The sequence below is a fragment of the Falsiroseomonas sp. HC035 genome, from assembly GCF_050563525.1.
Classification (GTDB): domain Bacteria; phylum Pseudomonadota; class Alphaproteobacteria; order Acetobacterales; family Acetobacteraceae; genus Falsiroseomonas.
In genome coordinates this window covers 1-17817 of sequence record NZ_JBNXUN010000028.1, presented here as the reverse complement: position 1 = coordinate 17817, position 17817 = coordinate 1, and the positions used below count along the sequence as shown (strand labels likewise).

Below are 17817 nucleotides of genomic sequence, written 5' to 3'. Positions count from 1 at the left end.
ACAAAAACGTTGTTGATCACAGCGGTATACTCTACTCTCTTCCTCGTGATCAGTCAGCGGCGGCAGACAAAGGTCAAAAACGTGAATTTCTTTACTTCAAGTGATTCTCATATTCCTCTTCCGGAAGAAATCGCCGACCTGACGCGCCTCTGGGCCGCCCTGTCGCGCAAGAACCGGAAGGCGCTCCTGGTCTTCGCCCAGCTGCAGGCCGCGGCTACGGCGCCGCCCCCGCCTCTCGACCCGCCACGCCTGCACTAGCCGCCCGAGCAGGCAGCGCCCGAACCGGAGGACGCCGTGCCGATCGCCCGTCACATCTTGGTCGTGGAAGACAACGCCTGCCTGCGCGGCCTGTTCGTCGATGTGCTCTCGGCCCAGCGCGACCTGCTGGTCGATGCCGCCGCGACCATCGCCGAGGCCGAGACCCTGCTTGGCAACCCAGACGCCGCCTACGACGCCATCCTGCTGGATCTCGGCCTGCCCGACGGCGACGGCCGCGACCTCTGCCGGCAGCTGCGACAGCGCGGCCTGCGGATCCCCATCCTCCTGCTGACCGGCGCAGTTGGCGAACAGGACCGGCTCGACGGCCTGGACTGCGGCGGCAGCGACTACCTCATCAAGCCGGTCCGCATCGCCGACCTGCTGGCGCGTCTGCGCGCCCAGCTGCCGGCCCTCGACGCCGCGGCTGCCGCCGCCCTACCCACGACCGCACAGCACCTCGGCGAGGCGCGGCCATAGCCGTCGCCTCCAGGCCGCCCTCCCCGACCTGCACACCTGAGCCAGCCGCGCCTTCGTCGTGAGGCGCTGTGGCGACGGCCGCCGCGGCGCGCCCTATATGCGCCGGCATGACTCTCCCAGACGACCCGCCGCCGCCACCAAAGCCCAAGCTGACAGCAGAAGCGCGCCGCGCCCACGAAGCGGAGCGGCTGAAGATCATCCGCCTCCGCATGCTGATCGGCCGTGCGCTGAGCGAGCGAGACCTGACCACCCCCGCCACGATTGGCGCCGCACTCGGGATGTCACCTGGCGAGGCCCTCGCGCTGCTGAGCCGGAAGCAGCGGCGCGACGGCGATCTGGCCCTGCTCGAGGCAGTGGCGAGCCGACTCGGCATTCCTGACGCGCCTGTCAGCACAAGGTAGGATCAGTGGAGGCCCTGCTGCCTCGGGAGTTCGCCCTTCACTCCGGTTCACCCTCCCTGCCCGGTTCCGGCAACGCTCCTCTCCCCGAAGGCCGAGAGGACCGACACGATGCTGTCCCGAACACTGGCGCGGACCTCCACGCTGCGCTCGAACTCGCCAGCCTCCTGCGGCACGAGTACGCCACCCTGGAGCACCTCCTCGTCGCGCTCATCGACGACACGGATGCCGCAGCGGCGCTCCGGGCCAGCGGCGCCGACCCGCAGGCCCTCCGCCAGGATCTGACCAAGTTTCTCCAGCACGACCTGCAGGAACTGGTCACCGGCTACCCGGGCGATCCGAAGCCCACGGCGGGCTTCCAGCGCACGGTGCAGCGGGCGGTGATCGGTGTGATGTGCACCGTCACACATGTGCGCCGTCGTCCCGGCGCTAAGTGGAGCCGGTGCGCCGGTGCACCTGTTTGACTGTGTGGAGGCGCACAGGCATCAATGTATGTAGGTCGCCACCAAGGCACTTGCATTCGCACATGTGCTCAGGTGAGCATGCGCGCCGGACCACAGGCGTGAAGGCGCAAAGGAGGGCATTCATGTTCGTGCTAGCGTTGGTTGCTCAGAAGGGCGGGAGCGGGAAGAGTACGATGGCGATCCATCTGGCAGTCGAAGGCCACCGCCGGGGCCTCAAGACGCTCCTCATCGACATTGACACTCAGGCATCGGCGGCGAAAATCATGGACCGGCGGGGAGATGATCCGCCGGATGTCACTACGGAGGCTGCAGGGCGTCTGGAAAAGGCGACCGAGGCTGCTCGCTCGGCCGGTTATGACTTCCTAGTCGTAGACACCGCGCCACAGGCGGATCGGGCGGCCGCTCAGGCAGCGAAGGTGGCGAACCTTGTGCTCTCGCCCGTCCAGCCCAGCATTGTCGATCTCGATGCGGTCGATGCCACCATTGACGTGTGCAAGCTGGCGAACGTTCCTATCATGTTTGTGTTGAACCGAGTGCCTACACAGGGGCAGGAGATCACAGGGACGGTCGATGCGATCCGCAAACGTGGGATGCAGGTCTCTGCGGTGAGGTGGGGCGAGCGAAAGGCATTCCGCTACCCGTTCATGAAAGGCCTGACCGCGCAGGAGGTTGAACCGAGCAGTAAGGCTGCAAGCGAAGTGAAGGCCCTGTTTGATGCACTGCAAATCCCCACCGGAGCACAGTCGCGCAGTGGCGCCGGCGCACATGTGCGCATGAGGGGCGGGGCGCCGGCGCGCATGACCGCAGGCATGAAGGTGTAAGGCGATGGCTCGCAAGAACCTTTTCAATATTGCCGATGCTGACGCTGGCCGCCCCAGTTTCAACACTCCTGGGTCCGAAAGCGCCCAACCAGAACCTCTGACCATCAGCCAGCCGATCGACGAGACTGACATTCGGCGACGGCAGCCTTACCGCGAAGGGAAGCGGGCGGTGATGTTCTTCCTGTCCGAGGAAGCTTTTTCCCAGATGCACGTCCTGCTTGCCCGACAGGGAAGGCGGAAGGTGCAGAGCCTCATGGAGGAGCTGGTTGATGACTGGTTCCGGCGGGAGAATGCACCGCGCGTCGTAAAATGAAGGAGCGAATGAGCGCCTGTGCACATGTGTGACGGCGCTCATGTTTAACTTTGCGCTTGGGCCGGTCAGATCACTGCGCCCGCCAGCCTTATGGCACGGCCGCGGGTCCGCGGCGGGGGAGGGGGACTGAGTCTGCACCGGCGCATTGCGGAAGCCGAGTAGCATCCAGGTCGGGCTCATCGCAGGCGACACCGGCCAGCGCTACGCCTTCCGAACGCTGCTGGACGACGCAGCTCTGAAGGGGCTTCAGCGACCGTCATGAGTGGCGGGAATCCGTCCGCCGCCGGGGAAGCACAGGAACACGGCCCGGTACAGCATCCGTGTGGCAAAGATGGTCTGACGTTGCTCCGCGTGCCTGGTTCGTTAGCAAACTCTCCCGCCCCAGGGGGAAGTCCATCTTCGCTTTTCCATCAGATGCAGCGCGCCCATCTGCCCAAGCACACTGCCGGAAACGCTTACGGCACGAGCCACCACGGCGGGCACCGGCGAGCGCGGCTAGGCCAAAACTGGGATTTACTGGGGCGGCACGTCCTGTTCCGAGTCTCCTCGGTGGCCAGACCGGAATGGTGAGGCCGGTACCCACAGGAAAAGCTGATATTTACTGGGCGCCGACTGGCATTTTGTGGGGACAGGCGCTTCGGCGGACCACGCAAGGTCAATGACTTGAGGCGTTTATCCCCTGGGGTATAGAGGGACATACTATAAGAAGCTCAAGTATCTTTTTGCAAAGCCCACAAAATCCCAGCACGACGGGGGCGTAGGGTTCGTGCAGGATCAAATTGCTTAGTGAAAGGTTCGGGTGATGGGGGCGGTACACCAGCTCCTGATGGAGTTCGGTAAGGAAGAAGCCGTCAAGGCCGACGTGGATCGTCGCGTCATTGAGGCGGCGGCTGCCTACCTGGCTTCGGAAGAGAGCGAGATCGGCTTCCTATACTCTGGTTGGGCGCAAGCTGCGCTGCCTCACCGACGACTGCCTGACGACGCTCCTTGGCAGGTCATAACTAACCACGTCACTCTGCTCGTCCAGCCCGGTATGCGGCCCGGCAAGCCACCAGTCAGCATCGGGGTGCCTTACGGGTCCCGTGCCCGTCTGATCCTGCTCTACCTCCAGTCCGAAGCACTGCGCACCGGCAGACGGGATATCAGCCTCGGACGATCGCTTCATGCCTGGCTACGGCGGCTAGGGATCCCCATCGGTGGGCGCTCCATGCAGGACGTGCGTGACCAAGCCGAGCGGATCAGCCGCTGCCGGATGTCGTTCGACGTCATGCAAGGCAACCGCTTGGGCCTCGCGAACCAGACGATCCTCGACACCGCCATGTTCGTGAAAGGCGATGGGGATAGCCAGGGCGATCAGTTCATCGAGACGGCAACCCTCTCGGAAGTGTTCTTCAACCAGTTGAAGCGGCATCCGGTGCCCATCGAGGAGTCGGCCATCAAGCAGATCGCCAACAATTCCTTAGCGCTCGACGTGTACTGTTGGCTCGCGTACCGCCTGCATGTCTTGAACGCCCCGACACCGATCAGCTGGTCGGCGCTCAAAGAACAGTTTGGCCAGGGGTTCGGGCGACTGGATCACTTTCGTAAGCAGTTTCGCCACACCCTCGTCATGGCGCTGTCAGTTTACCCAGCCGCGTCGGTGGATGTGCACGAGCGAGGGGTCACGCTAAATCCCAGTCCCGCGCCGGTGGCGCCCAAGACGCTGCGGCTCGCGACCGTCGGCGGACGCGCCCCAGCCAAGCGCTGATCCCACTAAATCCCAGTCCTCCCTGCCCACTAAATTCCAGATCTAGGTGCGGATTCCGGGAGGAATCTAACCCAATCAACATTTAGGCTTTCGTGGTGCGAACCGAAGGCACGCAGCGCGTTGAGACGGTGCGGGAAACTGTGCGGCGTGACGAGGTCAAGATTGATCAAGCCGACCGGAAGCGTGGCAACTGCCAGCTTCGCCCGGCGACCTCGGAGCGCTGAGGCAGGCCTTCGCGCGCAGCACCGCAACCAGTCCTCGGTCTGCGTTGGGTGGGTTTCTCACAACGGCCGACCGAGGGCAGCCGGGGCAGGAGGGCAGGAAGCAGAATCGGTCCCGGCTGCGTCCAGCGCCTCGACCGTTTTCCGTCGCAACAGCACTCTCAGCAACGCCGACAGGCCGGACGAGTAGGTTTGGCTCGCGGCCGATGGCGATTTTTACCGCAACCAAACAAAAGCTGAACAAACCTCGCGTCCCCGTGAGCCGCCGTCACGCTAGTTTCTGCCCCACCTGGGGAACCACCGCGATGCAGCCCGACTTTGCCGCACCCGATCTGCTGCATCACCTCGAAGCTTCGCAAGATGCAGAGCGAGATGCGCTGCCGTTCGGCGTCATCGGCATGGCGTTGGATGGCACGGTGCGGCAGTACAACACGGCGGAGGCCACCCTATCCGGCCTGACCCCGGCCCGCGTGATCGGCCGCCACTTCTTCACCTCGGTCGCTCCCTGCACCAACAACGACTTGGTGGCACGGCGCTTCGAGGTGGAGGCGCCGCTGGACGACGTCATCGACTATGTTTTCACGCTCCGCATGGCGCCCACGCCGGTGCAGCTGCGCCTGCTGAAGCACCCCTCGGCGCAGCACATGTACCTGCTGGTACAAAGGCGCCCAGTACATGTTGGATGACCCGGCGCCGGATGCGCTGGAAGCACTGACCGAGTTCCTCTACCTCGTGCCCGTCGGGCTGATGCAGTTCCACATGGATGGCCGCGTGATGCTGGCCAATCCGCTGGCGGCGCAGTTCCTGATGCCGCTGGCCCCAGCGGGCGACCTGTCCGATGCCTATTCGGCGCTGGCGCCGCTGGTGCCGGACTTGGCGCGGCTGGTGCACGGCTCCACTGACCGCACCGGCGTCATACTCGACCATCGGCGCTGCGAGGCGGCCGGCGGCGTGGTGCTGTCCGTCACGTTACATCGGCTGCACGGCGCGACGATGCTGCTGGTGCTGGACGACGTGACCCGGCTGGTGGAACAGGAACGCCGCATCCAGGCCGACCAGCAGCGCTTCCGCGCCATCTTCGACAATGTCCGCGACTACGCCATCTACACGCTGGACGCCGAGGGGTGCGTCGATGGCTGGAACCCATCTCTGCAACGCTTCGGCGGCTGGCAGCCCGAGGATGTCGAGCGGCGACCGATTGAGGTGTTCTTCCCGCCGGAGGACCGTGCGCCGGAGCGCATGGCCGGGATGTTGGCCGAGGCACGCCGCACCGGATCGTTGGAGATGGAGGGTTGGCGCCGACGCCGGGACGGCAGCCGCATCTGGGCCAATTCCGTGCTGACCGCGCTGCCCGACGAGGCCGGCGGCGTGCGCGGCTTCGTCGCGGTGTCGCGCGACATGACCGAGCGCAAGCGGATGGAGGATGAGCTGCGCCGGCTGGCGACGACGGACCCGCTGACCGGCGCCAGCAACCGCCGCGCCGGCCAGGCCGCCCTTGCCGAGATCTTCGCCGGGCCGGATGGTGCCGCGGTGCTGATGCTGGACATCGACCACTTCAAGTCGATCAACGACCGCCACGGTCACAAGGCGGGCGATGAGGCACTGTGCAGCCTGGTCGCCACCTGCCGGGCGGTACTGCCGGCGGGCACGCCCGTGATCCGCTGGGGCGGCGAGGAGTTTCTCATCGTGCTGCCCGGCGCCGCGGATGCCGCCGCGATGGCCGAGACGCTGCGCGCGGCCATCGCCGCAACCGAGGTGACGCTGGCGGAAGGGGCTCTTTGCATGACGGCCAGCCTGGGTGTCGCGACCGGCGGCGACAGAAGCCCGGAGGCGCTGCTGCAGCGTGCCGATGCGGCGCTGTATGCGGCCAAGCGCGGCGGACGCAATCGCGTGGAACAGGCGCCGGTGCAAGCTGGCTAGGAAGGGGCCGAAGAGCAGCGCGCGCCACAGCTCCGGCCGGCGATCAAGACCCGACTCCACTCCGCATTTCATTGCGTACTTGAAAGTACCTGTCGGCATCCCCATATCTGGTGCTCGAGAGGCAACACCCCGCCCGGCTCCGCGACGTCCTCGCTCCCCCGACAGCACCCGTTCATTCTCCAAGCGGACGAGGCAGCCTGAGCCGGGCAGGCGCTGGACCTGGCCAAGGCCCCGGCAACGAGGCCGCCGGCCATCCGCGCCGCTCCTGCTTCGGCAGGGGAGGGGGCGCTGGCCTCTCGCCACCCCTGTCATCCCACCCCGGCGGACACCGGCCGCGTCACCTCGACGCCGCCCGTGCCCGGCACCGCGCATCCGGCACTGAGCCGGCCGCTTCTGCGAACCATCCCCTGCCAGCGGTGGCACGGAGGGTGCCGACGACAGGGTTCACCCGGCGCCGCCCCGCACCAGCCGGGGAGGGGGCGCCGGTCCGCCGCGTCACGATGCGGCGTCTGTGCGGGCCGCTTGCCCGCACCACCACCACACAGGCCTGGGTTCAACCCGGCAGCCCCGCAGCAGGCCCTCCAGGGCCCGCCACGGCGGCGGCCGGGCTGAACCTCCGTCTGCCGCCTCCCCACCCGCCTCCGCCTTCTCCGCCCTCTCCGGCTGGTCTCGGTAGCTCCCAAGCCGACCGTCGCGGCCCCTTGAGCAAGGCCGAACCCAGTGTTGGAGATCCCATGACCACCACCACCCTCAGCTACCAGGGCAGCCGCATCCGCCTGCGCGGCGCCATGCTGAACCTGACCGACATGTGGCAGGCCGCAGACCGGCCGCCGAACCGGCGCCCCTCCGACTGGCTCGCCCTCGAGGAGACCGCGCGCTTCCGCACCCACGCAGGCACCCACCGTACCGACGCCACCGACCTGTTCGCGCCAAATGCCGGCCTCGCCGGCATTTGCCACCTCGACAGCGACGGTCTCGTCGCCACCGTCCGCGGCAACCAGGGCGGCACCTGGGCACACTGGCAGCTCGCGCTGACCTACGCCCGCTACCTGTCGCCGCCGTTCCACCTCTGGTGCAACACCGTCATCCGCGCCGCCATGCAGCGGCCGGACCACGCACCCGCCGCGGGCGATGATCCGCTGCGGGCAAACCTCGACGAGCAGTTCCAGCGGCTGCATCACCGGCTCGACACACTCGACCGGCATGCCGCCGACCTGATGTTCCTGACCCTCTCGGCGCAGGACCTGCTGCTCGGCACCCGGCGGAACTTCTCGGGGCTGAGCCAGGCGGCCATCCTGCGCGCGGTGGCGGCCGAGCCCTATGGTGGACAGTGTCCCTGCTGTGACGACGCGCCCGTGCTCAACAGAGAGGGCCGGCCGGTGGCCGGTGCCGAGTTCGACCACTTCTTCCACCGCAGCCTGAACCGGCCGGAGTTTGGCTGGCTGATCTGCGCGGCGTGCCACGACGATCTGACGCATGGCGGCTACCTGCTGCACTTCAGCCGCCTGCCCAGGTTCCGCAGCTTCCAGGCGGCGGTGCTCGAACGGCGCCGCCGCGGCCGCATGCGCCTCGGCAGCACGGCGGAGTAGCCGCCCATCCCAGCCCTCCCCAGCGGAGGGCGCCCAGAGCCCCATGACCTCAGCACGAGGTCATGGGGCTCTTCGCGTTGAGGCCCGGCGACGTCCCGAGCGTGGGCAAGGCCATCAGCCGGGGATGTGGCGTTACAGGCACGTCCATAACCAAGATCATTTCCAGCTCGGATGACTCACGGGGCATATCGGGCGGCAGCGTCAGCCGGGCCCGCGGCACAGACTGCTGCCGGGCATCATGTTGAGCGTTGTCAGCACCAGACCGACGGAGAAAGCCCATGCCGCAGTTCATAACCTTGGATCCAGCCTCTCCAATGGAGGCCACCGCGGCGATCCTGGCGGCGGTGGCCTGGCCAGATGAACTCCCTGATGGTGAGCGACTTGCCAGGGCCCAGGCTGCACTCGTCGGGCATCTCTTGCAGGAAACCGCTAATGCGGACCCCGCATGGGCCTGGCGCCCCCAACTCATCAAGCCTGGTTACCTGCTGATGGAGCCAAAGCAGGCGGCACTGTCGCTGAAGACGACGTCGAAGCGCCTTACCGAGGCGCTCACCGTAGCTCGGGTCGCGCGCCCTTTCGTGGCCAAGGTTCTTACGGGAGTTGCGCCCCCGCTGCCGAAAGGCGTCATGCGCCTGTCGCTCAACGCGGTGATCCCAAAAGTCTTGAGCGAGTACGAGGATCAGCACAACTTCGAGCAGCGAGTGTTTCGCCGAACCCTGCCAGTGCTGCATCTCGCGCTTGCCCTTGAGCTGGCCATCGGGGCTGCCGAGGAGACCGCGGGCCGGTCACCAGGCCTGGAGGAGTTGCTGATCAGCGACGACCTGCCGGGCTGGCTCATCGGGCGAGCCGAAGCCCTGGAGACCGCCGTGCTGTCGATCAGGCAGTTCGCTGTGCCGGCCGAGCGCCAACTCCGGGTCCGGCTTGGCGGGTAGGTTCAATTCCAGACACACTTTCTGAACCTGATCCGGGTGCGGCCATCTGCAATGTCCTGCACCCATGTCGCACCCCATCCGTCGCTCTCCATCCGCAGGCACCCGGCCGACTAAGCCGCGCCCCCCACCCACAACCATAAGGCCGGACCCGCCGCCCCTGACGGGCGGCGGAATGCGGCCAGATGCTGCCGTGCGCCCTGCTCCGAGCACCGGCGCACCAAGCTCCTGCGCGGCCTCCCCGTACGATGCCGGGCGGCGGCCACAACCCATCAGCGGCGACCGCACGCATCGTGGCGATGACGCCGACCTGCCGCGCCCGTTGCCCAAGCGGGAGGTGGCCCAGCTGTTCGGCTGCACGCCCAAGACGATCCGTAACTGGGTCCGCGCCGGCCTGCTGACCCCGCTCCCCTTGCCCCGCGGACCCTACTTCAGCCGCGAGCAGATCATGGCGCTGCTCAAGCAAAAGGGCGAGTGAAAACCATCCAAATTTTGGCCACCCAAGCACCGCCCGGAATGACGGTCCTACTTATGTCGCACAGGCATGTATAGGACCATGGTTAACAACTTCCTCGTCTTTCCGCCGCTTTCCTCGTGAGGATTCTGTACATGAACAGACTCGCCCATACCACCCCGCTTACCCTCGCCAGGGTCCTCGCCGAGATCCCCACCTGGACCGATCTCGCCCCGGCCTACTGCAAGCGCCTAACCACCATGGTGCGGGCGGCGCCGCGTGTGCTCGACAAGCCGGCCGAGGCGATCCGCCTCGATGCCCCGGGCGTCGGCGCGCGCCTCCTCAAGGCCAGCGCCGCCGAGTGGGGCATCAGCGCCAAGTCCCTGCCGGTCTACCGCAGCGCGGTCCGGGCGCTGCTGCGCCGCCTCGGCCTGATCGCCCAGCGCGCCGTCGCCGCCGCGTCCATGCCGGAGCCCTGGCGCCAGCTCCTGGCCCTGGTCCCGCCGGGCTACGACAGCGCCCGCATCGTCCCCTTCGCGGAGTTCTGTGCCGGCTGCGGGCTGCTGCCCGCCTCGGTCGGCACGGCGGCGGTCGCCAGCTACATGGCCGACCTGGACTCCCGCCTCGCGGTGCGCGACCCGCGCCGCGCGGGCCGAAAGCTGGTCACCGCCTGGAACGGCTGCGTCGCCTCGATCGCGGACTGGCCGGCGCCGCCGCTGGTCATGCCGCCGGCCCGCGCAAAGAGCTACACGCCGCCGTTTGAGGCCTACCCAGCCTCCTTCCAGGCGGAGATCCAGGCCCTCCGGGCGCGGCTGAGCGGCACGCGCGAGGGCGGGCTCTACGCCGAGGACGGCGAGGATGACGCCCAGCCCCTGGCGCGGCCGCTGAGGCCGCGGGCCCTGACCTCCCGGATGAACGTGCTGCGCCTCGTGGCCGGCGCGCTGGTCCTCAGCGGCCGGCCGATCGAGACGATCACCAGCCTCGGTCATCTGGTCGAGCGGGAGGCACTTCGGGCGATCTGCTCCTGGCACTGGGCGCACGCCGGCCGCAAGGCGAGCTCCAACACCGGGAGCATCGCCATCACGCTGCGCATGCTCGCCCGCCACGTGGCCCGCCTCGACGAGCCGGCCCTGCGCCAGGTGATCGCCGACACCGCCCCGCTGATCCCGCCGCCCTGTCGCGAGATCACCGACAAGAACATCAGGCGCCTCAAGCAGTTCGAGGACCCCCGCAAGCTGGCCGCCCTGCTGCACCTGCCGGAGCAGGTGCAGCAGGAGGCCGAGATCCTGCGCGAGCGTGGTCTGGGCAAGCAGGCGGCCTGGATGGCGGGCGTGGCCCTCGGGATCGAGATCGAGCTCGCCATGCCGCTGCGCCTGGGCAACCTCGTCGGCCTTCGCCTCGGCCATCACCTGCACGGCGTCTTCGGGCGGGGCGAGATGGTGCACGTCACCATCCCGCCGGGCGAGGTCAAGAACACCACCACCCTGACCTTCCGGCTCGGACCCGATGCCGTGGCGATGCTCCGGCGCTACCTCACCGTGTTCCGCCCGCTGGGCGCCAACGCCGAGGGCGACTTCCTCTTCCCGAACCGCGACCACGGCGACATCGCCCGCCAGGACAACGGCTTCGGCAGGGCGATCGGCGAGGCGGTGCGCCGCCACATCGGCGCCAGGCTGAACGCGCACCTCTTCCGCTGCTTGGCCGGCGTGCTGATCCTGCGCGAGAACCCGGATGCGACCTCCGACCTGCGCCTGCTGCTCGGCCACAAGAGCCTGGAGACGACGCTGCGCTTCTACGCGCTGGTCTGCCGCGAGCAGGCTGCCGAGCGCCACGTTGCGCGCATCACCCGCCTGCGCGAGGACAGCCGGCTGCTGGCGGCTGCCACCCTCGGCGGCCGCAAGATCCGGCGCGGGACGCTGAGTGGCCGTGGGAGCGTGCGCTGATGCCGCCGATCTGCCTCCCGCCGGAGGCCTGGCCGGAGCCCGAGCGCACGGCGTGGCGCCGCGCCCTGATGCCTCGCCAGGGGCTCTACGACGAGGGAGGCGCGGCGGCTGGGCGGCCCCCGAGCACGATCACCAACGTCGCCGAGGCGGTCGGGCACTGGCTGGCCTTCCTGGCCTCCGAGGGCCTCCTGGAGCCGGTGGAGACGCCGCTCGCCCGCGTCACCCCGGCCCGGCTCGACGCCTTCGTCACGAGCCTGCGCCGGCGCGGCAATGCCGCGCGCACGATCGCCGGCTGGATTGGCGGCCTCTGCAGCGGGCTGCGCTGGATGCAGCCGGGCTGCGACGTCGGCTTTATCCGCCGCCCGCGCGGCGTGCCGATCAGCCGCGCGCTCGGCGTCGAGGCCAAGGTGGTGTCCACGGTGGACTCGCTGGATCTCTACGCCTGGGCGGCGGCGCTGAGCGAGGCCGGCATGGCGAGACTGCCCAGCCGGGTCGGGCGCGCCGCCGTGCGTGACGGGGCGCTGCTCGGGCTGCTCGCCCTCTTTGCGCCGCGCGTCGGCGAACTGGCCGCGACGAAACTGGGCGAGCATCTCTGCGAGGACGGCGACAGCTTCCGGCTTCATCTGCCGGGCAGCATCACCAAGACCAGGCGCGGCCGTGGCTTCGTGCTGCCGGAGCCACTGGCCGTGCTGATGCGCCGCTATCTCGAGCATGTGCGGCCGCACTGGGAGCCGCGCGGCGGCGATCTGCATCTCTGGCTCAGCCTGCGACGCAGTGCGCTGAGCCGTAAGGTGATTCAGGAGATCGTTGCCAACCGAACGCAGGTCTGGACCGGGCACCGACGCCGGCCGCACTGGTTCCGGAAGTGCCTGAGCACGACGGCGGCGCTGCGCGGCGCCTCCTTTGCCTACGACACCGCGCTGGTGATGGGCCACAGCCCCACCGTCGCGCTGCGGCACTACACCATGGCCACCGCCGTCGACGCCGCCGACCGCCACGCGGAGCGGCTGCGCCGCATGCGGGACGAGACACGGGCATTGGCCATGAGCTTCTACGCGGAACAGCGCGGCGAGACGCGACGCTGAACCGGAGTAGGGAATTGGCTTCTGTAAGTTCAGCGGCGCGCAGCAGGCTGCGGCTTCGCACCGCCAACTCTTATCCTGGCGTCTTCATGAGGGACAGGGGCAGCCCAACTGGATCCCAGCAATGCTCCGCGATCAGACAGCTAAGGCATCCATTTATCCATGGCAAAGCACCTGCACAACGAATGGCCGGACGCGATCCGCGGATGGAGTGCGGCCGATCCCGTCGCGGACAACCACGGAAGGCCCGCCCGCCCGCCTGAGCAGATCGACGAGCGGCCCGGTCCTGACCGCGAAATTAAGCCCGCTCCCCGGTATGCCGATGACCGCGATCCCGACGACGCGCCCGTCGTCGTCGAGCACTGGGCCGCCCGAGAATCCAGGACTGATATGGGCCGAAATTCCGAAGCGAAGCGCGTTCCTGCCTGGCCCCTCCATCGCCGTCACGTCGCCCCGGAGGTGTGGGAAGAGCCCCCCGGTGGCGACGGACTCGGGGAAGCTGAAAGCGTGAACGGCTTCGTTCCAACGGATCGGCGCGGTGGGCGAGCGGATCGGGATGAGAGCACCCTCCGCTGGACGAGAGATTGGACGCAGTACAGCGAGGTCGGCCGCCTCGTCGGAATAGAGCAGCGCCGTCTCCCGCTCTGTGCCGTCTGAGCCTCGCACGGCGATCCGTCCGCCAAGGTTCACCGCGTGCCCGTTCGTGACAATGTGCCCGGCGCGGGAGACTTGAACCTGCTCCCTTCGAGCAGCGGCCGACCGGCGGAGGGGCCCGCGGCGTAGAGGCGAGGAGCATGTGTCGACCGGCAAATCTTCGTGGATTGTCCGGCCGTAGGTCTCGCGCCATGTGGTGCTCGCCGCTGATAGATTCCCATTGGGGTCGACGGTGTGGCACTCGGGCGGGCGGCTTGGGTGAGGTCCCCGAACGGCGCCGGCTGGGACCTCAACCTCACATTGCCACGGATCCTGGTTTTGCGCTCATTCACATCCGATGGCTTACCATCGATGCCGAGCTTAACCCAGCTGGGCTACCAGCGCCTCCGCCTGCCTACGCTTTGGGAAGCGGCCCTGGGTCAGGGCTCGCTGCAACAGCTCTCGGGCTTCCGCGGAACGGCTTTGGGCGCTGCGCAGCGCTGCGAGGTGATAAAGCGTGGTCGGATCGTCCGGCGTGAGCTGCGCCGCGTGTTCCAGTGCGCGGTCAGCGCCAGGCAAGTTGCCCCGCTGCAGCAGGATCCAGCCCAGCGTGCTGCTTGCCCAGCCTGCTTCCGGCGCCAGTGCCACCGCCTGCTCCGCCAGACGCTGTGCTTCCGCCAACTCGGCGCGTTCGGCCAGGATATTAGCCAAGTTGTTCAGCGCCGGGGCGAAGGAGCGGCGGTTGATGATGCGGCGGTAATCGCTTTCGGCCCCTCGCAGATCCCCCGCCTCGTGCCGCAGCGAAGCCAGTAGGAATTGATCGACTTGGCTGGTCTCCGGCATCAGAGCCACCATTCGCATAGCGTGGCGCACCGCAAGCTGTGGCTGGCCGGTTCGGGAGGCGGCCATGGCTTGGGCGCGGGCGATATCTGGACGGCGCGGATCCAGCGCGGCTGCACGCTCCAGCGCCGGCAGCGCATCCTGGTAGTTGGTGCGGGAGGCGAGAAAGGTTCCCAGACGAAAGTGCGCTGCGGCGTCGTTCGGGAAGCGCTGCAGCATGCGCCGGAATACCGCCTCCGCGCGTCCCATCTCGCCAGTTATCATCAGCCTTGTGCCGACCAGATCGAATGTGGCGAGGGTGGCCGCAGGGCTGGGCAGGACCAGATCCTCGAAGTGTAGCCCGGCTCCTTCGGAGCCAAGGCTGGCCCGCCGCGCCACAGCCAGAGCCTGCAGCACCGTGGGCTCGGCAGGCTGGAGCACCAGCGCCTCTTCGGCCGCGCGCAGCGCACGCGGCGCATCACCCGTACCGAGATGGGCAGCCCCCAGCGTCAGCCAGCCGGTCACGCCGAAGGCCGCCTGGCCGGTCAGGCCGGACAGCAGCGCAATACTGTCGGGGAAGCGCCTCTCCGCATTGTACAGCGCCGCGAGGTCGAGCTTGACTCCGACATAGCCCGATGGCGTGCCGCGCAGACCTTGCTCCAGATGCTCGATGGCACGCGCCACCTCCCCGCGCCGTTTGGCGATCAGGCCAAGGCGCTGATGGACGCGGCGATCCTCGGGATCCAGCGCAAGGGCGCGTTCCAGATTGGCCGCCGCCGCCGCCTCCTCGCCGCGCGCCAGCTCGATGTCGGCCAGTTTGGCGAAGGCGCCGACCTGACGCGGGTTCAGCGCGATGGCTCGCCGCAGCGCCGCCTCCGCACCTGGCAGGTCACCCTGCAGGGCGAGACCCGTGCCCAGCAGCTCGAGGGCCGGCGCCGACTCGCCGACGCGGGCAATGGCGGCGCGGGTCTGAGCCACGGCGTCGTCGATACGGCCGGCGTTCAAGGACTGCAGTGGCTGCGTCAGCGCATTTGAGCGGGCGCCGGGGTTGGGAATGCGCATCCAGGATTCAGCCCGCTCCAGTTCAGGATTCAGAATTACAGCGGAAAGCACCGGGCTGGAGGGGAGCAGGGCAAGGGTTGCGAGGAGGAGGAATGGGCGCATGGAACAGACTCCGCAACGTCTGTGACAGGGGTGCGGGCGAGGCCGAAGAGCCCCGCCCGTCTGGCGCGGCAGGCCTGCCGCGCCATCTTTAGGGAACAGGCCCTGGGTCAGGCCTTCAGGCGCCGAGCGCCCGCCAGGCCAGCCAAGCCGACCATGAGCAGCGCAAGAGTGCCGGGCTCCGGCACAGGGGTCGGCGTCGGGCCACCGCCGATCACCGTGATGGTGTCCAGCTCCACCGCGCCGGTGAGCCCGACGACGAAGGTGCTGAACTCATAGGTGCCGGGTGCGGTGCCGGTGATGTCCATCCGGAAGGTGCGGCTCGATCCAGGCGTGACGCCGGTGCAGCCAGCCGCATCCGTGCAGGTGAAGGCGATGTTGAGGCCGGAGGTATCGCCGGTGGTGCCGAAGCTGAGATCGATGGTCGAGATGGCCCCTGACACCGCATCAAGGATGGAATCGATGGTTGTGTTCAGGTTGGCGCCGGTCACGCCATTTGTCAGTGTGCCACCCGTTGCGCCGGTGATGGCACTTGCCTGACCTGACTGGTCGATGCCAGAACCTGCGCTCTGCGTGTTGATGCCGACCACGGTCACGCCATTGGCCTGCAGCGCGGCGATCGCCTCGGCTTGGCTCACCGTCGTGGTATGCGATGACGCGTCGCCAAACCAGACCACAACCTTGCCGGCGCCGCTGCGCCACCCGGTGTCGGCGCCGGTGCCGAACCCGCCCGCGACATCGGTCGAGCCCAGACCATCGGTGGCACCGCCGGAGCTTGCGACTTGCTGCAGGCCGAAGAAATTGGCTTCCGGCGTGTCGCCGCCGCCGCTAGCAAACCAGCCATTGATCGCCGTCTGCACAGAGGCTTGGTTGGTCGTGATCGACTGCTGCAACTGGTAGGCGGAATTCGCCCGCTGTGTTGGCGTCCCCCCGTATTCTAGAGGGTCACCGAGGTAGCGGCCGACGCCGAAGCCTACGTCGACGCCAGCAAAGCGCGGATCGCCGCCGGAGATCGCCGAGAGGATTTGGCCCGCACCACTCTTCACTGAGTTGAGGATGCTGCCCATCGATCCGGTGTTGTCGGCCAGGAAGAAGACATCCACGCGGCTGGTGGCGGGACCGGTGCCGGAGAGTGTCACGGTCTTGTTGACGCTGACCGTCTCGCCCACCCCGATGGTAGCGCTGAAGGTGGCTGGCGTCAGCGTGTTCGCCATGGCGCTGGCAGGTAGACATAGCATGGCGATCGCACTGAACCGCGCAAGTGACCTCAGCATGTTGCTTCACTCCTCTTTTGCTGCACGCCACGCAATGCGGCGCACTTCTGACTCGCCTCCAATCTGCAAGGCGCGTGGGGGAGCCCGCGCTGCGGGTCAGCAAAAGCAAGTCGCGTGCCGGAACGGTTTCACTCGTTGGTTCAGTTACTTGGCGAGAACGCTACGGGATGGTGATGGCCCCTCGTAAAGAGTAACGACGACGCAGAGCGTCGTCACCTCGACCCGGCCAAGCCGCGCACCACCTTCGCCACGAACTCCGGCCCGTAGACATTGTCGGAGCGGATGTGCCCCGGTGGTCCGCGCTTGATGAACAGATCCGTCAGCACCTGCAGCACGCCATCCGAGCCAAGCCGATGCGCCACCACGATCGCCAGGCACTCCCGCGTGTACTCGTCGATCACCGTCAGCATGGCCCTGCAATCCTCGGCGTTCCTAGCGCCAGGCGATTCCTACTGGCGTCAGTCAAGCGCATCGAAGCGAGGTCGCCGCCAACCCTGAATCACCAACGCAGCCCGCGCCGACGCCAACCACGCCTGCCACCGCCCCTCCCGTCGAACATTGCACTCCCGTTCCCGTTCACGCCGGCGTAGCCTGCCCGCCGGCCGCGCCGCGCGGGCCGAGACGCATCCTGGGGAAAGACGTTGAGCAGCACGACGCGCCGGCCGAGACCCTCCGCCCTGGCGCAGGCGGCGGCAAAAGCCGGCGTCATCATCGCTGGCGCGGGCCGGGGCGGCGAGGCATCCCCTGCCAAAGAGCTCGAGCGCGACATGGAGGCCTGGTTCCGGGAGAACTTCGTCCCCCAGGTGCCGCAACCCCAAGGAGAGGCCTGGGGCGCGGATGCGTGGGGCGAGATCACCGTAGAGGAAGAACCCGCCCCCCAGCCGGCCAAGGCGTGGCTTGCGGCGGAATTCGGCAAGGTCATCCCCGGCTTCATCATCGACAGCATAGCGGCGCGCTTCGACCAGGAGGCGCCGCATTGGGGCTTGGCGCCGCCGCCGCCCGACCCCCTCGCCGAGGTTCTCCGGCGCCTGGATGCCGCCGAGGCGGCGCTCGCCGCGCTGCGGCCCGCGCACGGCGGCCTCGGCCACAACAACCCGCCGGATGGCCCACTGGACGCGGAGGAGCACCAGGCGGCCGAAGGCGCCGTCGCCGAGCTGCGCGCGGAGGCGCAATCCCCCACCCCCGACGCGACCAGGGTGCGCCGCATAGGGGTGAAGATCGGCAAGGCGGCGACGACCATCGCAGCCTGGATCGCGCGCCACGCCGATACAGCCACTGGCGAGGCGGCAAAGGCAGCCGGGAAATCCCTTGGCC

The 17817-nt window shown here is 68.0% G+C and carries 18 protein-coding genes and 1 pseudogene; 15 read left to right on the top strand and 4 right to left on the bottom strand.

What is annotated here, in order from left to right; genetic code table 11:
* The first annotated feature begins 9 nt into the window (after positions 1–9).
* The 14 genes from ACLF3G_RS27555 to ACLF3G_RS27490 all read left to right on the top strand — a co-directional run bounded on the left by ACLF3G_RS27555 (position 10) and on the right by ACLF3G_RS27490 (position 12619).
* Positions 10–258: a hypothetical protein gene (locus ACLF3G_RS27555; RefSeq protein WP_430672587.1), complete on the top strand. Its 249-nt coding sequence runs from the start codon at positions 10–12 to the stop codon at positions 256–258.
* Positions 259–294: 36 nt separating this feature from the next.
* Positions 295–735 (top strand): response regulator transcription factor, encoded by a 441-nt coding sequence (locus ACLF3G_RS27550; RefSeq protein WP_430672586.1) that lies wholly within the window; start codon positions 295–297, stop codon positions 733–735.
* Positions 736–842: 107 nt separating this feature from the next.
* A complete protein-coding gene (locus tag ACLF3G_RS27545; protein WP_430672585.1) occupies positions 843–1136 on the top strand; it encodes a hypothetical protein in 294 nt (97 codons plus the stop codon).
* Positions 1137–1141: 5 nt separating this feature from the next.
* Positions 1142–1597: a Clp protease N-terminal domain-containing protein gene (locus tag ACLF3G_RS27540; protein ID WP_430672584.1), complete on the top strand. Its 456-nt coding sequence runs from the start codon at positions 1142–1144 to the stop codon at positions 1595–1597.
* A gap of 62 nt (positions 1598–1659) precedes the next feature.
* The gene (locus ACLF3G_RS27535) at positions 1660–2418 is read left to right on the top strand and encodes a division plane positioning ATPase MipZ (RefSeq protein WP_430672583.1); all 759 of its coding nucleotides are present in this window, start codon (positions 1660–1662) and stop codon (positions 2416–2418) included.
* Between the two features lie 4 nt (positions 2419–2422).
* Entirely contained in the window at positions 2423–2731 is a 309-nt protein-coding gene (locus ACLF3G_RS27530; protein WP_430672582.1) for a hypothetical protein, read from the top strand.
* An 826-nt stretch (positions 2732–3557) separates the two neighbouring features.
* Positions 3558–4478, top strand: coding sequence for a replication protein RepA (locus ACLF3G_RS27525; protein WP_430672581.1), 921 nt, complete (start codon positions 3558–3560; stop codon positions 4476–4478).
* A 526-nt stretch (positions 4479–5004) separates the two neighbouring features.
* The gene (locus ACLF3G_RS27520; protein WP_430672580.1) at positions 5005–5385 is read left to right on the top strand and encodes a PAS domain-containing protein; all 381 of its coding nucleotides are present in this window, start codon (positions 5005–5007) and stop codon (positions 5383–5385) included.
* Positions 5375–6619 carry a diguanylate cyclase domain-containing protein gene (locus tag ACLF3G_RS27515; RefSeq protein WP_430672579.1) on the top strand — a complete coding sequence of 415 codons (1245 nt, stop codon included), beginning with the start codon at positions 5375–5377 and terminating at the stop codon, positions 6617–6619. Before ACLF3G_RS27520 ends, ACLF3G_RS27515 begins: the two co-directional genes overlap by 11 nt.
* 734 nt (positions 6620–7353) lie before the next feature.
* Positions 7354–8208: a KilA-N domain-containing protein gene (locus tag ACLF3G_RS27510; protein WP_430672578.1), complete on the top strand. Its 855-nt coding sequence runs from the start codon at positions 7354–7356 to the stop codon at positions 8206–8208.
* Between the two features lie 314 nt (positions 8209–8522).
* Positions 8523–9140 (top strand): hypothetical protein, encoded by a 618-nt coding sequence (locus ACLF3G_RS27505; RefSeq protein WP_430672577.1) that lies wholly within the window; start codon positions 8523–8525, stop codon positions 9138–9140.
* A 334-nt stretch (positions 9141–9474) separates the two neighbouring features.
* Complete coding sequence (locus tag ACLF3G_RS27500) at positions 9475–9615, top strand: MerR family transcriptional regulator (protein WP_430672576.1); 141 nt, start codon at positions 9475–9477, stop codon at positions 9613–9615.
* Between the two features lie 131 nt (positions 9616–9746).
* The gene (locus ACLF3G_RS27495) at positions 9747–11534 is read left to right on the top strand and encodes a tyrosine-type recombinase/integrase (protein ID WP_430672575.1); all 1788 of its coding nucleotides are present in this window, start codon (positions 9747–9749) and stop codon (positions 11532–11534) included.
* Complete coding sequence (locus tag ACLF3G_RS27490; RefSeq protein ID WP_430672574.1) at positions 11534–12619, top strand: hypothetical protein; 1086 nt, start codon at positions 11534–11536, stop codon at positions 12617–12619. Before ACLF3G_RS27495 ends, ACLF3G_RS27490 begins: the two co-directional genes overlap by 1 nt.
* Positions 12620–12772: 153 nt before the next feature.
* Here ACLF3G_RS27490 and ACLF3G_RS27485 read toward each other — a convergent pair whose 3' ends face one another.
* The 4 genes and pseudogenes from ACLF3G_RS27485 to ACLF3G_RS27470 form a co-directional block, all read right to left on the bottom strand.
* A complete protein-coding gene (locus tag ACLF3G_RS27485; protein ID WP_430672573.1) occupies positions 12773–13426 on the bottom strand; it encodes a S1 family peptidase in 654 nt (217 codons plus the stop codon).
* A gap of 204 nt (positions 13427–13630) precedes the next feature.
* The gene (locus ACLF3G_RS27480; protein WP_430672572.1) at positions 13631–15232 is read right to left on the bottom strand and encodes a tetratricopeptide repeat protein; all 1602 of its coding nucleotides are present in this window, start codon (positions 15230–15232) and stop codon (positions 13631–13633) included.
* A gap of 107 nt (positions 15233–15339) precedes the next feature.
* Positions 15340–16443, bottom strand: a complete 1104-nt coding sequence (locus ACLF3G_RS27475) for a PEP-CTERM sorting domain-containing protein (protein ID WP_430672571.1) — start codon at positions 16441–16443, stop codon at positions 15340–15342.
* Between the two features lie 293 nt (positions 16444–16736).
* Positions 16737–16913, bottom strand: a pseudogene (locus ACLF3G_RS27470) (IS3 family transposase); the annotation flags it as partial.
* A gap of 231 nt (positions 16914–17144) precedes the next feature.
* Here ACLF3G_RS27470 and ACLF3G_RS27465 point away from each other — a divergent pair.
* The coding region (locus ACLF3G_RS27465) for a hypothetical protein (protein WP_430672570.1) at positions 17145–17817 on the top strand (673 nt) is incomplete at its 3' end.

What these genes read in the sequence shown, in the direction of transcription:
- ACLF3G_RS27525 (WP_430672581.1), top strand. Translation starts at nt 3,558, where the DNA reads ATGGAGTTCGGTAAGGAAGAAGCCGTCAAGGCCGACGTGGATCGTCGC.
- ACLF3G_RS27495 (WP_430672575.1), top strand. Translation starts at nt 9,747, where the DNA reads ATGAACAGACTCGCCCATACCACCCCGCTTACCCTCGCCAGGGTCCTC.
- ACLF3G_RS27490 (WP_430672574.1), top strand. Translation starts at nt 11,534, where the DNA reads ATGCCGCCGATCTGCCTCCCGCCGGAGGCCTGGCCGGAGCCCGAGCGC.
- ACLF3G_RS27475 (WP_430672571.1), bottom strand. Translation starts at nt 16,443, where the DNA reads ATGGCGAACACGCTGACGCCAGCCACCTTCAGCGCTACCATCGGGGTG.
- ACLF3G_RS27505 (WP_430672577.1), top strand. Translation starts at nt 8,523, where the DNA reads ATGGAGGCCACCGCGGCGATCCTGGCGGCGGTGGCCTGGCCAGATGAA.
- ACLF3G_RS27515 (WP_430672579.1), top strand. Translation starts at nt 5,375, where the DNA reads ATGTTGGATGACCCGGCGCCGGATGCGCTGGAAGCACTGACCGAGTTC.
- ACLF3G_RS27535 (WP_430672583.1), top strand. Translation starts at nt 1,660, where the DNA reads ATGTGCTCAGGTGAGCATGCGCGCCGGACCACAGGCGTGAAGGCGCAA.
- ACLF3G_RS27520 (WP_430672580.1), top strand. Translation starts at nt 5,005, where the DNA reads ATGCAGCCCGACTTTGCCGCACCCGATCTGCTGCATCACCTCGAAGCT.
- ACLF3G_RS27510 (WP_430672578.1), top strand. Translation starts at nt 7,354, where the DNA reads ATGACCACCACCACCCTCAGCTACCAGGGCAGCCGCATCCGCCTGCGC.
- ACLF3G_RS27545 (WP_430672585.1), top strand. Translation starts at nt 843, where the DNA reads ATGACTCTCCCAGACGACCCGCCGCCGCCACCAAAGCCCAAGCTGACA.
- ACLF3G_RS27530 (WP_430672582.1), top strand. Translation starts at nt 2,423, where the DNA reads ATGGCTCGCAAGAACCTTTTCAATATTGCCGATGCTGACGCTGGCCGC.
- ACLF3G_RS27480 (WP_430672572.1), bottom strand. Translation starts at nt 15,232, where the DNA reads ATGCGCCCATTCCTCCTCCTCGCAACCCTTGCCCTGCTCCCCTCCAGC.